The organism is Actinocorallia aurantiaca, assembly GCF_039533685.1.
GTDB classification, from domain to species: Bacteria; Actinomycetota; Actinomycetes; order Streptosporangiales; family Streptosporangiaceae; genus Actinocorallia; species Actinocorallia aurantiaca.
On sequence record NZ_BAAATZ010000032.1, the window covers coordinates 60,872 to 76,979 of the forward strand.

Sequence of the window (16,108 nt, forward strand, 5' to 3'; positions counted from 1 at the left end):
GTCGGCGGGAGGGGCGGAGTCGTCAGGAGTACTGGGCGACCAGGCTCCTGGGGCGGATGTCGGTCCAGTTCGCCTCGATGTACTCGAGGCTGTCCTTCCGGGTGCCCTCCGCCCGGGCGACGGTCCAGCCGCCGGGGACGGGGGCGAACGCGGGCCACAGGGAGTGCTGGCCCTCATGGTTGACGAGGACCAGGAAGACGCCGGCCTCGTCGTCGAACGGATTGGTCATGTCAGCCTCCGTGAAAGCACTGCGCAGATCTGCGCGATGGGCTGAGGATCGGTCATCCTCAGGTGGGGGGAGCCGATGGGATGGTCGATCACCTCTCCTCTCAGGTGGGGGTTCCAGAGGTCGTGTGCGGGCGGGTTCCCGCCCTGGTTCTCCACCGCGGTGAAGAACAGCAGGTCTCCCGTGAAGACCCGCGGTCGGTGGGCGCACATCAGGTGCGCGTGGTGGGCCGCCGCTTCGACCAGGGCCGCGGCCTCGGCGTCGGTGAAGGCCGTGAGCACCGGGTCGCGGTGGCGCAGCACCCGGGCGACGGCCGGGACGTCCAGCCGGTCGAAGAAGCCGGGCGGGAACTCCTCCCCGTCCTGGCCGGGCGGGCCGACCAGCATCTCGACGATCTCCGGCCCGCTCACCGTCTCGCCCGGCGGCACCGGGTAGGAGTCGAGCAGCGCCAGCAGCTCCACCTCCTCGCCGTCCCGTTGGAGCGCGACGGCCATGGCGTGCGCGACCAGCCCTCCGAACGACCAGCCGAGCAGCCGGTACGGGCCGGCCGGCTGCACCCTGCGGACGGCGGCGAGGTACTCCTCGGCCAGCGCTTCGACGCTTTCGGCGCGGTACCCGGGCTCGGCCAGCGCCCGGGTCTGCAGCCCGTACACCGGCTGGTCGGGGCCGAGGTGCGGGAGCATCCCGGCGTACGACCAGCTCATCCCGGCGCCGGGGTGCACGCAGAACAGTGGGGTGCGGGAGCCCGTGGCGCGCAGCGGCAGGAGGACGTCCAGGGCGCCGCCGGGCGCGTCGTCCGGGTCGTCCAGCAGCCCGGCGACGGTCGGCGTCCGGAACACGTCGCGCACTCCCAGCTCCAGGCCGAGGGCCGCGCGGATCCGGGCGACGAGCCGGGTCGCCAGCAGCGAGTGCCCGCCGAGGTCGAAGAAGTTGTCGTCGAGCCCGACCCGCTCGACCCCGAGCACCTCGGCGAACAGCGCGCACAGCAGCCGTTCGCGCGCGTCGCGCGGCCCGCGGCCGCCGGCGGCGTGGACCGGGGCGGGCAGCGCCCGGTGGTCGAGCTTGCCGTTCGAGGTGAGCGGGAAGGTGTCAAGGACGACGACCGCGGACGGCACCATGTACTCCGGCAGCAGCCGGGCCGTCCCGGCACGCAGCGCCGCGCCGTCCGGTGCGGGGCCATCCGGTGCAGGGTCGTCCGGGCTCTCTGCGAGGGTCACATAGGCGACGAGCCTCCTGTCCGCCGGACGGTCCTCGCGGACGATCACGGTGGCCCGGCCCACGCCGGGCAGCGTCTCCAGGGCCTGCTCGACCTCTCCCGGCTCGATCCGGAACCCGCGCAGCTTGAGCTGGCCGTCGGCTCGGCCGAGGAAGCGCAGCTCACCGCCGGTCGTCCAGCGGACCAGGTCACCGGTCCGGTACATGCGGGAGCCGTCTCCGGCGAACGGGTCGGCGACGAACCTTCCGGCGGTGAGCCCGGACCGTCCGAGGTAGCCGCGTGCCACCTGGGGCCCCCCGATGTACAGCTCGCCGACGCCGCCGAGGGGGACGGGCCGCAGCCGCTCGTCCAGCACGTACGCCCGCACGTCGTCGAGCGGCGCGCCCAGGTGGACGCCGTCGAACGTCCGGTCTCCGGTCTCGAAGCGCTGGTGGTGGGTGGCGAAGGTGGTCTCGGTGGGGCCGTAGCTGTGGACCATCACCGTGTCCGGACAATGGTCCAGCACCCGCTGGATCGCCGCGGGAGAGATCACATCGCCGCCCGTCCACACCTCCTTCAACACAGCCAGGGACTCCAGCTCGGTCTCCACCATCAGATGGAACAGGCCGGCCGTGAAGTACGCGGCCGTCACCTTTTCGTCCGCGATCACCCGCGCCATCTCACGCGCATCCGCACCGTCGCCCGGGGCCACCACCAGCCGGCCCCCGCGCAGTAGCGGCACCCACAACTCATAGGTCGAGGCGTCGAACCCGTACGCCGAATGCACCAGCATCCGCTCGTGATGGGCGGGGTCCCAGCACCGGTCGAACACCAGGCTGACGACGTTCCGGTGGGTGACGCCGACGCCCTTGGGCCGCCCGGTCGAGCCGGACGTGAACATCACGTACGCGAGCGCGTCAGGGCCGGTCGACACTTCCGGATCGGTGTCCGGCCCGTGCGAAGGACCGTCCACGGGGACGACCGGGATACCGGCCGCGAGGATCGCTTCCCGCTCCTCGTCGTCCGTCAGCAGGGCCACGGAGCCGGAGTCCTCCAGGACGAGCCGGGCACGGGCCTCGGGCAGCCGCGGATCGACCGGGACATAGGCGGCTCCACACTTCAGTACGGCGAGCGTCGCGACGACCAGGGCGGCTCCGGGCCGTACCAGGACGCCGACCGCCGTGCCCGGGTCCGTACCGGCCGCGATCAGCCGGTGTGCCAACCTGTTCGCCCGCCGGTCCAGCTCCCCGTATGGCAGCTCCTCGCCGCCGCAGGCGACCGCCACCTCGTCGGGTGTTCTGCGCGCCCGTTCCGCGAACAGCTCGTGCACGCTTCCGGACGGGGTCTCCCCCCGGGTCGGCGCGCCCAGGACCAGCGCGTCCTCGCCGGGGCCGAGCAGGTCGACGTCGCCGATCGGCCGCCGGGGGTCGGATGCCGCCGTGGTGAGGAAGCGCGCCAGCCGGGCGGCCAGCAGTTCGGCGGTCTCCCGGTCGAACAGGTCGGCGGTGTACTCCAGTGAGCCGCCGATCCCCTCGACCGCGCCGGTCCCGTCGCGGCGCACGTCGACCGCGAGTGTCAGGTCGAACTTGACGGCACCGGTGTCGACAGGCCATTCCGCTCCCGACAGCGGGGAGCCCTCGAGGCCGGGCCCGCTCTCGGTGAGCAGGAGCATGACCTGGAACAGCGGGTGGCGGGCGGCCGACCGCACCGGGTTCAGCCCCTCCACCAGGAGCTCGAACGGCAGGTCCTGGTGCTCGTAGGCGGCCAGGTCGGCGTCCCGCACCCGGGCGAGCAGGTCCGTGAAGGACGGGTCGCCTGAGGTGTCGGTGCGCAGCACCAGGGTGTTGACGAAGAAGCCGACGATCCCGTCGAGGTCCTCGTGGTCGCGGCCCGCGACGACGGTGCCGATCGGCAGGTCCGTGCCCGCGCCGAGCCGGGACAGCACCGCCGCGAACGCCGCCTGGAAGACCATGAAGAGGGTCGCGCCCGTGTCGGCGGCGATGCGGGCCAGCGCGTCGCGGGTGCCGGAGTCCAGGGCGAACGGCACATGGCCGCCGCGGTGGCCGGGATCGGCCGGGCGCGGCCGGTCGGCGGGCAGTTCCAGCACCGGCGGGGCGCCGTCGAGCGTGTCCCGCCAGAACTCCAGACGGCGGGCGGCGAGGCTGCCGGGATCGGCGGGATCGCCGAGCAGGCCCCGCTGCCAGACGGCGTAGTCGCCGTACTGCACCGGCAGCGGGGTCCAGCCCGGAGCCCGGCCCGCGGCCCGTGCCGCGTACGCCTCCCCCAGGTCGGAGAGCAGCCGCCCGGTCGACCAGCCGTCACCCGCGATGTGGTGCAGCACGAGCACGAGGACCTGGCCCTCTTCGGCCTCGACCAGCGCGGCCTTCAGCGGGAGCTCCGAGCCGACCGCGAAGACGTGGCCGGTGAGGGCGTCGAGCAGCGGCCACAGCTCGTCCGGCTCGGGCCGCAGCACCGCCACCTCGGGACGGGCATGGGGCAGTACCCGCTGGTAGGACTCGCCGTCCACCACGGTGAACACCGAACGCAGCACCTCGTGGCGTTCCAGCACGTCGCCCAGCGCCGCTTCCAGCACCCCAGGGTCGACGGGACGGTCCAGCTTCAGCACCACCGGGATGTTGTACGACCGTCCCGGGCCTTCCAGCTCGTTGGCGAACCACAGACGGCGCTGCGCGAACGACAGCGGCAGCGGGCCCGAGCGGTCCACCGGGGTCGGGCCCGGTCGCGGCGCGACGCCGGCCCGTTCTCCGATCCTGGCGTCGAGCCCGGCGACGGTCGGGGCCTGGAACACGTCGCGGACGCCGATCTCGACGCCGAGCGCCGCACGGATCCGCGCGACCAGCCGGACGGCGAGCAGCGAGTGGCCGCCGAGGTCGAAGAAGCCGTCGTCGATCCCGGCTCCGGTGACGCCCAGGACGTCGGCGAACAGGTCGAGGAGCATCCGCTCTCGGGGAGTGCGCGGGCCTCGGCCGCCGACGGCGCGGACCGGGGCGGGCAGCGCCCGGTGGTCGAGCTTGCCGTTCGGGGTGAGCGGGAAGGCGTCGAGGACGACGACCGCGTCGGGCACCATGTACTCCGGCAGCAGCCGGGCGGCCGCGGTCCGCGCCTCCTGCGCGTCGAACCCGTCCGGTGCGACCACGTAGGCCACGAGGCGCTTGTCGCCCGGACGGTCCTCCCGGACGGTCACCGCGACCTGGCCGACGCCGGGCGCGACCGACCGGATCGCGTGCTCGACCTCTCCCGGCTCGATCCGGAACCCGCGCAGCTTGAGCTGGCCGTCGGCTCGGCCGAGGAAGCGCAGCTCACCGCCGGTCGTCCAGCGGACCAGGTCACCGGTCCGGTACATGCGGGAGCCGTCTCCGGTGAACGGGTCGGCGACGAACCTTCCGGCGGTGAGCCCGGACCGTCCGAGATAACCGTGGGCCACCTGCGGGCCGCCCAGGTACAGCTCGCCGATCCCCCCGAGGGGGACGGGCCGCATCCGCTCGTCCAGCACGTACGCCCGCACGTCGCCGAACGCCTCGCCGAGGAAGACACCCCGCAGCTCGCGGTCGCCGGTCCCGAACGTCTGGTGGTGGGACGCGAAGGTGGTCTCGGTGGGGCCGTAGCTGTGGACCACCACGGTGTCCGGACAATGGTCCAGCACCCGCTGGATCGCCGCAGGGGAGATCACATCGCCGCCCGTCCACACCTCCTTCAGCAGGGCCAGGGACTCCAGCTCGGTCTCCGCCATCAGGTGGAACAGACCGGCCGTGAAGTACGCGGCCGTCACGCCCTCGTCCGCGATCACCCGCGCCATCTCGTGTACGTCCGCGCCGTCGCCGGGGGCCACCACCAGCCGGCCCCCGCGCAGCAGCGGCACCCACAACTCATAGGTCGAGGCGTCGAACCCGTACGCCGAATGCACCAGCATCCGCTCGTGGCGGGCCGGATCCCAGATCTGGTCGAAGACCAGGCGCTTGACGTTGTGGTGCGAGACGCCGACGCCCTTGGGCCGCCCGGTCGAGCCGGACGTGAACATCACGTACGCGAAGGCGGATTCCGGGACGGGCAGGCCGGGATCGGTGTCCGGATCGCCGGGTTCGACGGGCCGGTCGGCCTCGATGATCCGGGTGCCGGCCGCCCGTTCGGCGGCGACGATCCCGTCGGCGAGGTGGCCGGCGTCCGCCAGCAGGACGGTGCTGCCCGAATCCTCCAGCACCATCCGGGCGCGGGCCTCGGGCAGCCGCGGGTCGACCGGAACGTAGGCGGCTCCGCATTTGAGGACGGCGAGGGTGGCGGCGACCAGGGCGGCCCCCCGTTCCGCCAGCACCCCGACCGTGTCGCCCGGCGCCACTCCCGCGGCGAGCAGCCGGTGGGCCAGGACGTTCGCGCTCCGGTTGAGCCCGGCGCCGGTCATCGGGACGCCGTCGCAGGTCAGCACGACCGCGTCGGGCTCGAGGCGCGCCCTCTCCTCGAAGAGCCGGTGCAGGCCGCCGTCCGGGACGTCGCCGGGCGGCGTGGCGGGCGGCGGGAGTTCCCGCTCTCCCGGGGCGGACAGGTCGATCGCGCCGACCGGCAGGCCGGGGTCGGCCGCCACCGCCGTGAGGAGGCGGACGAGCCTCGCGGCCAGCAGGTCGGCGGTCTCCCGGTCGAACAGGTCGGCGGCGTACTCCAGGCCGCCGTCGCAGGCGAGGACGGCGCCGGAGGTATCGCGGCGGACGGCGAGGGTGAGGGAGAGGTCGAACTTGACGGTCCCGGTGTCGACGGGCCACTCCTCGCCCGCCAGAGCGGCGGGCTCCGGCGCGGGCTCGTCCTGGACTCCGAGCATGACCTGCACGAGCGGGTGGTGCGCGGCGGAGCGGACCGGGTTCAGGTGCTCCACCAGCAGGTCGAACGGCAGGTCCTGGTGGGAGTAGGCCGCGAGGTCGGCCGCCCGGACCCGCTCCACCAGTTCCGTGAACGTGGGATCGCCCGACACGTCCGTCCGCAGCACCAGCGTGTTGACGAAGAACCCCACCAGATCGTGCAGCGCCTCGTCGTCGCGGCCGGCCACCACCGTCCCGATCGGCAGGTCCGTGCCCGCGCCGAGCCGGGACAGCAGCGCCGCGAACGCCGCCTGCACCACCATGAAGAGGGTCGCGCCCGACTCCGCGGCGATCCGGCCCAGGCCCGCGTGGACGTCGGGGTCGAGGGTGAACAGGACCGAGCCGCCACGGTGGCCGGGCTCGGCCGGGCGCGGCCGGTCGGCGGGGAGTTCCAGCACCGGCGGGGCCCCTGCCAGGGCGTCCTTCCAGTAGGCGAGCCGCTGTGAGAGCAGGCTCTCGGGATCCGACGCCTCACCCAGCAGGTCCCGCTGCCAGACCGCGTAGTCGCCGTACTGCACCGGCAGCGACCCCCAACCCGGAGCCTCCCCCGCCGCCCGCGCACCGTAGGCCTCACCCAGATCGGCCAGCAGCCGGCCCAGCGACCAGCCGTCACCCGCGATGTGATGCAGCACCACCACCAGGACCTGGCCGCCCTCCGGCGCCTCGACCAGCGAGACCCGCACGGGAAGCTCCTCCCCCACGGCGAACGCGTGTCCGGCCAGCCCGTCGAGCGTCGGCCACAGCTCGTCCTCCGTTACCCGGACGACCTCGATCTCGGGGCACACCCGGGGCGGCACCCGCCGACCGGGCTCGCCGTCCACGGTGAACACCGGCCTCCGCATCCCACGGGATTCCGGCGCCTCCTCGGCCTCCGGACGCGCGTGGGGCAGTACCCGCTGGTAGGGCTCGCCGTCCACCACGGTGAACACCGACCGCAGCACCTCGTGGCGTTCCAGCACGTCAGCCACCGCCAGTTCCAGTACCGCAGGGTCGACGGGCCGGTCCAGCTTCAACAGCACCGGGATGTTGTACGACCGTCCCGGGCCTTCCAGCTCGTTGACGAACCACAGACGGCGCTGCGCGAACGACAGCGGCAGCGGGCCCGAGCGGTCCACCGGCGCGAGAGGGGGACGGTCCGCCTCCTCCGACTCGCTGATCCGGGCGTCCAGGCCCACCACCGTCGGTGCCAGGAACAGGTCGCGGATCCCCATCTCGGCTCCGAGCACCGCCCGGACCCGGTTCACCAGCCTCACCCCCAACAGCGAATGCCCGCCCAGGGCGAAGAAGTCGTCGCCGCCCCCGACGGAGGCGAGTCCGAGCACCTCGGCGAACAGCGCGGCGAGGACCTCCTGGCGCGGGGTGAGCGCCCGGCCCTGCACGACCGCGGCGGGCGGGCCCTCGGCGCGGGCCTCCGCCGCCCGCTCCCTGCGCGCGGCCAGTCCCGCCTCCTCTTCGGCCGACAGCACGTCGAGGGTGTCGACCCCGCGTCCGGGGTCGGCGGCGACCGCCTCCAGCACCCGGACGAAGACGTCCAGCAGCAGCCTGGCGGTGCCGGAGTCGAACAGGTCCACCGCGTACTGCCACCAGATCTCCAGCCCGTCGCCGCCCGCCGCGCACGAGACGCTCAGGTCGAACTTGGCGGTCTCCAGCCCGGCCGGCTCGAGCCGGCCGGTGAGCGGCCCGAACGGCACCTCGCCCCGGGGCGTGTCGGGGCCGTCGAGGGTGAGCATCACCTGGAAGAACGGGTGGCGGGACAGCGACCGGACCGGGTTGAGGTGTTCGACGAGCAGGTCGAACGGCAGGTCCTGGTGGGCGTAGGCCGCCAGGTCGGCGTCCCGGACCCGGTCGACGAGCTCGGTGAAGGACGGCCCGCCGGAGACGTCGGCCCGCAGCACGAGCGTGTTGACGAAGAAGCCGACGAGGTCGCTCAGCGCCTCGTCGGAACGGCCCGCCACCGGGGTCCCGATCGCGAGGTCGTGACCGGCGCCCACCCGCGCCAGCGCCGCCGCGAGCGCGGCCCGCACGACCATGAACGGGCTCGCTCCCCGGGCCTCGGCCAGCTCCAGCAGCCGGCGCTGCGCGTCCGCGGGGAGCCGGGCGGTGAGGGTGGCCCCGCGGTAGCCGGGCTCGGCGGGCCGCTGCCGGTCGGCGGGCAGGTCCAGGCCGCGCGGGAGCCCCTCCAGGGCCGTCCGCCAGAACTCGATCTGCCGGGCGAGCACGCTTCCCGGGTCGTCGGGCGACCCGAGCGCCTCCTGCTCCCAGAGCGTGTAGTCGGCGTACTGGACGGGCAGCGGCTCGAAGCCGGGGGCCCGCCCGGTGAGCCTGGCGGTGTAGGCGGCGGCCAGGTCGCGCCGCAGCGGGCCGATCGACCAGCCGTCGCCGGCCACGTGGTGCAGGAGGACGACCAGGACGGAACCGCCGGTCCCGTCGGTGAACAGCCGCACCCGGATCGGGACGTCGGTCCGAAGATCGAAGCTCTCGTCGCAGAACGCGGCGACCAGGCCGTCGAGCTCCGCGGGGGCGCACCCGACCGTCGAGACCACCCCGTCGGCCCGGTCGAGCACCAGCTGGAACGGCTCCCCGCCGGCCTCCGGTAGCACCGTCCGCAGCACTTCGTGGCGTTCCAGCAGGTCGGCGACCGCCTCTTCCAGGGCGACCGGATCGGGGACCTCGGTGAAGCGCAGCACCAGGGGCATGTTGTAGGCGGATGACCCGCCTTCGAACCGGCTGAGGAACCACAGGCGCCGCTGCGCATACGACAGCGGGATGCGTTCGTCCTCAGAAGTGTCCGGTTCTTCATGGACGGCCGGTTCTTCGGGGACGTGCGGCACGGGTGCCGCCTGGACTCTCCCGGGGGCCAGTGAGCGCAGGAACGCCCGGTCGATCTTGCCGGTGCCGTTCCGCGGCATCACGGGCAGCTCGGTCACCGTGCCCGGCACCGCGGGCGGCGGGAGGTGCGCGGCGAGGTGGGCGCGCAGCCCGGCCGGGTCGGCGGGGCCGACGAGGACGGCATAGGCGGCGAGCCGCCGGGTCCGGTCGTCCAGCGTGCGGACGACGACCGCGGCCTCCCGGACCGCCGGGTGCTCCAGCAGCACCGCCTCCACCGCGAGCGGGTCGATCCGGTAGCCGCTGATCTTGACCTCGTCGTCGATCCGGCCGAGGTAGCCCAGGCTCCCGTCGGGGCGCAGCACGGCCCGGTCGCCGGTGCGGTAGGCGGGCTCCCCGTCGAGTTCGGTGAAGCGCCGCGCGGTCAGCGCCGCGCGGCCGAGATAGCCGCGGGCGAGCCCGCCGCCCAGCAGCCACAGCTCGTCGTCGACCAGCGCGGCGCGCACGCCCGGCAGCGGCAGGCCGATCGGGATCTCGCCGCCGGTGAAGCCGGTCAGGTCGGCGGCGGTCGCCACGACGGTCGCCTCGGTCGGCCCGTAGGTGTTGAGCAGCCGGATCCGGTCGCCGACCGCCCGCCCCCAGCGGGCGACCCGTTCGGGCATCGCCGCCTCCCCGCCGATGATCACCAGGCGGAGGTCCGGCGGCGGCGCGGCCACCCCGGTGGAGACCGCGTAGGCCAGCTCGTGCCAGTAGGCGGTGGGCAGGTCGAGGACGGTGACGCCGTGCTCGGCGCAGCCCGCGACCAGGCCGGGCACGTCGAGCATGTCGGGGGTGCGCAGCACCAGCGTCCCCCCGGCGCAGAGCGTCACGAAGACCTCCTCGACGCTGGCGTCGAAGTGCAGCGGGGCGAACTGGAGCACCCGGTCGCCGCCGCCGATCCCGTAGGCGCGGGCCGCGCCGGCGACGAAGTGCGCCAGGGCCTCCCGTCCGACGACCACCCCGTTGGGGGTGCCGGTCGAGCCGGACGTGTAGATCACGTAGGCGGTCCCGGCCGGAACGCCCGGGCCGGGGAGGACGGACGCGCCGTCCTCCCCGGGCTCCGGCGCGTCCGTCCCGCCGGCGGCGTCGGTGAGGATCGCCGAGGTCCGGGCGGGCGGGGCGTCCGGGTCGAGCGGCAGGTAGGCGGCCCCGGTCCGCAGGACCGCCAGGATCGTCACGATCGCCGGGATGCCGCGTTCCCCCCGCACCGCCACCAGCCGTCCCGGGCCCGCGCCCCCGGCCGCCAGCTCCTCGGCCCGCCCGGCGACCGCGGCGAGCAGCCCGGCGTAGTCGAGCCGGTCGGGGCCGTGCTCCAGGGCCGTGCGGTCCGGGTGCTCGAGCGCCCGGGCGGCGAGCCGGTCGAGCACCGCCTCGGGAGGCGCGTCCAGGGGCTCGCCGTCCAGGACGACCGAGGCCCTCGCGGTCGCGGTGGTGATGGTTGACGCCATGGGAGGTCCTCCGGCTCGGAGCTGTGTGCTTTTCGGATGGCCGACGGCCGTTCACCAGCAGGTTATTTCCGGACTTTTCCAAGAAAGGGCAGGTCGGGCGGCAGATAGCGGGGGGATAGGCCCGTGATAGCGGACCTATCCCGGAACCTTTTCGTCGCGAAGGCGTGCGCCGCCTCGGGTGCGGCGGCGCAGCGCTGGACGCGCCTCGGCGGCCGGGGCGGGAGAGGCGGACGGCTCCGGAGGAACGGAGGTCTGGAGGCGGGCGGCGAGAGCCGCGACGGTCGGCGCCTGGAAGACGTCCCGCAGCGTGATCTCGCAGGGGAAGGTCGCCCGGATCCGGTTGAGGAGGCGTATGGCCAGGAGCGAGTAACCGCCCGACTTGAAGAAGTTGTCGTCGACGCCGACGGGACGGCCGTCGAGCAGCTCGGTGAACAGGGCCGCCAGGAACTCCTCGACGGGGCCGCTCGGCGCGCGGCCCCGTGACGCGGCCTCCTCCGGCGCCGGCAGCGCCGCGTCGTCGAGCTCGCCGTGGGCGTCGAGCGGCAGGGCGGGCACCACGACGACCGCCGACGGCACCAGTGGCCCGGCCAGCGTCCCGGCCACATGGTCCCGCAGCCCGGCGAGGTCGGCGTTCGGAGCGGGGACGGCGTAGGCGACGAGGCGTCCGTCGCGGAGGACCACGGCGGCGTCCCGGACGCCCGGGCTCCGCAGCAGCACCGCCTCGACGGCCCCGGTGTCGGGGCGCGGCGTCAGCGGATCGGCCACCGGTCCCAGATGCCGGAGCGTGCCGTCCTCGACCCGGCGCACCAGGGCCCCGGTCCGCAGCATGCGTCCTCCGCCGGGACGGAACGGATCGGCGACGAACCTCTCGGCCGACCTCCCCGGAGCCGCCGGGAAGCCTTCGGCGAGGCCGTCGCCCGCGAGGTACAGCTCACCGGGAGCCCCGGCGGGCACCGGCCGGAGCCGGGCGTCCAGGACGTACCGGCGCGCGCTCTCCAGGGGGTGGCCGGAGAGGTCGGGCGCGGGCACGACCCGTGCGCCGTCGAGCAGCCGGCAGATCCGGGCCCGCTGCCCCTCGTGCTCCGGCGTCCCGGTGACGACGACCTCCCGCAGTCCGGAGAGCGCCTCCGGACGGGTGTCCGCCAGGTGCCCGAGGACTCTGGCGGGCAGTGCCAGCGCCGTCACCCCGTGCGCGACGACCAGGTCGGCGATCCGCGCGGCGGACGGCCGCGCCTCGGGGGCCAGCACGCACGTCCCCCCGGAGGCCAGGGCTCCCCAGAACTCGGCGGCGAACGACCCCCACGACACCGGCCCCCACTGCAGCCGGACGTGTTCTCCCGCGTCCGCGGTCGCCGCGGCCACCGCCCGGTGCGAGGCGAGCACCGCGCGCACCTCTCCGGGCCCGGCCTCGGCGAGCATCACGCACACCGCGTCGCCGGGATCACCGGGCTCGCCAGGATCACCGCACGGAGCAACTGGCTTCCCGGCGTGATCGACGTGTTCGGCGTCCATCAGGAGCACGGGCGGTCCGCCGGCCGGGCGGTGGCCCGGCGCACAGACCAGCAGGTCCGCGCGGCTCTCCGCGAGCAGCGGCGCCGGGTCGGCGTCCGGGTCGAGCAGGACGTGAGCCGCCCCGCTGCGGGCGATCGCCAGGACGGCGACCGCCAGCGGCAGGCCGCGCGTCAGCAGGACGGCGACGACGGAGCCCCTGCCGACGTTCCGGTCGGTCAGCCTGGAGGCCACGGCGGCGGACGCCGCGTCCAGTTCGGCGTAGGTGAGGCTGAGGTCTTCCGCGACCACGGCGACCGCGTCCGGCCGCTCGGCCGCGCGGGTGGCGAACAGCGCGGGCAGCGTCGCGTCGGGACGTGCCGGGAGCGCGGGAGCGGCGGCGGGTTCCCCGGGATCGGCGAGTTCGAGGTCGGCGATCCGGCTGCCGGGCGCCTCGGCGGCCGCGGTCAGGACCCGGTTGAGCAGACGGGCCACCAGGTCGGCGGTGCCCGGATCGAAGAGGTCGGCGGCGCATTCGACGACTCCGAGCAGCCCGTCCGGAGCGCCGAGCGGATCCCTGCGTTCGCGGATCGCGACGGTGAGGTCGAGCTTCGCCGCACCGCTGTCGATGGAGACCTCCGAGCCGGCCAGCGGAGAGTCCCCCATCTCCTGCCGGAAGTCGGTCTGGACGCTGAGCATGACCTGCACGAGCGGGTGGTGCGCGGCGGAGCGGACCGGGTTCAGCCGTTCCACCAGCAGGTCGAACGGCACCTCCTGGTGCGCGTAGGCGGCCAGGTCGGTCGAGCGGACCCGCTCCACCAGCTCCGTGAACGTCGGGTCGCCCGACACGTCCGTCCGCAGCACCAGCGTGTTGACGAAGAACCCCACCAGATCGTGCAGCGCCTCGTCGTCGCGTCCAGCGACGACGGTGCCGATCGGCAGGTCCTCACCCGCGCCGAGCCGGTTCAGCACCACCGCGAACGCCGCCTGCACCACCATGAACAGGGTCGCGCCCGACGCGGCGGCGAGCCGGGCGAGCGTCCGGTGCGCGGCGGCGTCGAGCTCGAAGACCGTGAGGTCGCCGCGGTGGCCGGCCACGGCGGGCCGGGCCCGGTGCCCCGGGAGTTCCAGTACCGGTGGCGCCCCGTCCAGCGTCTCCCTCCAGTAGGCGAGCCGGCGTGAGAGCGGGCTCTCGGGATCCGACGCCTTCCCCAGCAGCTCCCGCTGCCAGACCGCGTAGTCGCCGTACTGCACCGGCAGCGGCCCCCACCCCGGAGCCTCACCCGCCGCCCGCGCGCCGTAGGCCTCACCCAGATCGGCCAGCAGCCGGCCCAGCGACCAGCCGTCACCCGCGATGTGGTGCAGCACCACCACCAGAATCCGGCCGCCCTCGACGGTCTCGACGAGCGCGGCCCGGATGGGCTGCTCGGCCCCGACGTCGAATGTGTATCCGGCGAGGCCGTCCACCACCGCCTCGGCCTCCGCCTCAGTGGTCCGGACGAGCTCCAGCCGGGGCCGGACCCCGTTCCGGACATCCTGGTACGGCTCGCCGTCCACCAGGGTGAACACCGACCGCAGCACCTCGTGCCGCTCCACCACATCGCCCAGCGCCCGCTCCAGCACCACCGGGTCGACCGGCCGGTCCAGCCGCAGGACCACCGGAATGTTGTACGACCGTCCCGGGCCCTCCAGCTGGTGCGCGAACCACAACCGCCGCTGCGCGAACGACAGCGGCAGAGGACCCGAACGGTCCACCCGCGTCAGGGCGGGGCGGCCCGCCCCCGCCGCCTCCCCGATCCGCGCGTCCAGACCCACCACCGTCGGCGTCAGGAACAGGTCGCGGATCCCCACCTCGACCCCGAGCACCGCCCGAACCCGGTTCACCAGCCGCACCCCCAGCAGCGAATGCCCGCCGCTGCGGAAGAAATTGTCGTGCCCGCCGACGAACGGCAGGCCGAGCGCCTCGGCGAACAGCCCGGCGAGGATCTCCTGCCGCGGGGTGAGCGTCACGGCGGAGGCGGGCGCGGCGGACGGCTCGGCATCGGCGGCCGGGACCTGCTCGCGCCGCCGCTCTTCCAGGCCGGCCCGCTCCTCGGCCGACAGCACGTCCAAGGCGTCGACCCGGACGGCGGGGTCCGCCGCGACGGCCTCCAGCACCCGGGTGAACAGGTCGAGCAGCAGCCGGGCGGTGCCGGAGTCGAACAGGTCCTCCGCGTACTGCCACCAGATCTCCAGCCCGCCCGCGTCCGGTATCTCGGCGCAGAAGACGGTGAGGTCGAACTTGGCGGCCCGCAGGTCGACCGGTTCGATCCGGCCGGGGACGCCGCCCAGGTCGAAGCCGGTCGCCGGGGCGCCGTCGAGGGTGAGCATCACCTGGAAGAACGGGTGCCGTCCCGGGGAGCGCTCGGGGTTGAGGTGCTCGACGAGCAGGTCGAACGGCAGGTCCTGGTGTGCGAACGCGCCGAGGTCGCTCTCCCGCACCCGGCCGACGAGCTCTCCGAAGGCCAGGCCGCCGGGCACTTCGGTGCGCAGCACGAGCGTGTTGACGAAGAAGCCCACGACGTCCTCGAGCGCCTCCTCGGTGGACCGGCCCGCCACGGCGGTGCCGATCGACACGTCCCGCTGCCCGGTGGCGGTGGCGAGCGCCGCGGCCAGCGCCGCGTGGAGCACCATGAACAGGCTGGCCCGCCGTTCGCGGGCGAGCGCGCGGAGCCGGGCGTGCGTGCCGGGGCCGATCCGGCCGACGGCCAGGCCGCCGCGTCCCGACGGCTCGGCGGGGTGCGGCCGGTCGGCGGGCAGCGCCAGCCGTTCGGGAGCGCCGTCCAGCGCCGCCCTCCAGTACTCGAGCTGCTCGGCGGCCTCGCTGTCGGGGTCGGACGCCTCGCCGAGCAGGTCCCGCTGCCACAGCGCGTAGTCGGCGTACTGGACCTCCAGCGGCTCGCGGCCCGTGGCCTCTCCCGCGAGGCGCGCCGTGTACGCCTCGGCGAGGTCGCGCAGCAGCGGGCCGAGCGACCAGCCGTCGGTCGCCGCGTGGTGCAGCAGGAGCACCAGCACGGACGTTCCCGCGTCCGTCACGAACAGCTTCACCCGCAGCGGGAGGTCCACGAGCAGGTCGAACGTCTCCCCGCAGAACTCCGGCACCAGGGTGTCGGCCTCAGCGGCGGCGCACGGCACGACGGTCAGCAGACCGCCGGGGACGTCCAGGACCTTCTGGTACGGTTCGCCGTCCGCCACCGGGAGCACGGTGCGCAGCACCTCATGCCGTGCCACCAGGTCGCCGAGCGCGGCGGCGAGGGCGGCCGCGTCCGGCACGCCGTCCAGCCGCACCACGACGGGCGCGTTGTACGTGGAGGACGCGCCCTCCAGCCGGTTAAGGAACCACAGCCGGCGCTGTGCGTACGACAACGGGATCAAGGGGTCCTCCTGAACGGTTCCCGGAATGGCTCGCCCGGCGGGGACGGCGGGGCCTCCCCCGCCGGGCGTCAGACGGCGGCGGGTCGCTGGTCGGCCACCGCTTCGGCGAGCAGGGCCTCGATCCGTGCGGCGAGGTCCCGCAGCAGCGGGTTCTGGTAGACCTCCCGCACGGGCAGCCGCAGCCCGAGTTCGGCGCGGACCCGGGCGGCCAGCTTGATGGCGAGCAGCGAGTGGCCGCCCAGCTTGAAGAAGTTGGCGTCGGCCGTGATGCCCGGCCGTTCCAGCACCTCCGACCAGACCCCGGCGATGAGGCCCTCGATCCGGCCGAGCGGCGCGTCCTCGGCCGGGCCGGCCTCCGGCTCCGCCGGCTCGAGCACGGGCAGCGGCAGCGCCGCCCGGTCGAGCTTGCCGTTGGGGGTGGTGGGGAAGCGGTCGACCGCGACGAACGCGGTCGGCACCATGTAGGACGCGAGCCGCCCGGCCGCGTGGTCCCGCAGCTCGTCCGCGGTGATCAGGCCGGACGACCGGTAGTAGCCGACGAGGCCGGGCGCGCCGCCGAGGTCCTCCCGGAGCGCGACGGCCGCCTCGGCGACCGCCGGGTGGGCGG

4 protein-coding genes are annotated in these 16,108 nt (G+C 74.6%); all 4 read right to left on the reverse strand.

The window, feature by feature from the left end; all coding sequences use genetic code 11:
• Nucleotides 1–22: 22 nt before the first annotated feature.
• Nucleotides 23–229: an MbtH family protein gene (locus ABD327_RS31430; protein WP_344455993.1), complete on the reverse strand. Its 207-nt coding sequence runs from the start codon at nucleotides 227–229 to the stop codon at nucleotides 23–25.
• On the reverse strand, nucleotides 226–10,599 hold the full coding sequence (locus tag ABD327_RS31435) for an amino acid adenylation domain-containing protein (protein WP_344455995.1): 10,374 nt from the start codon (nucleotides 10,597–10,599) through the stop codon (nucleotides 226–228). The genes ABD327_RS31430 and ABD327_RS31435 overlap by 4 nt, the downstream gene beginning before the upstream one ends.
• Nucleotides 10,600–10,734: 135 nt before the next feature.
• Nucleotides 10,735–15,501, reverse strand: a complete 4,767-nt coding sequence (locus tag ABD327_RS31440) for a condensation domain-containing protein (protein ID WP_344455997.1) — start codon at nucleotides 15,499–15,501, stop codon at nucleotides 10,735–10,737.
• A gap of 68 nt (nucleotides 15,502–15,569) precedes the next feature.
• Nucleotides 15,570–16,108: phosphopantetheine-binding protein (locus ABD327_RS31445; protein ID WP_344455999.1), on the reverse strand; the 539-nt coding region annotated here is incomplete at its 5' end.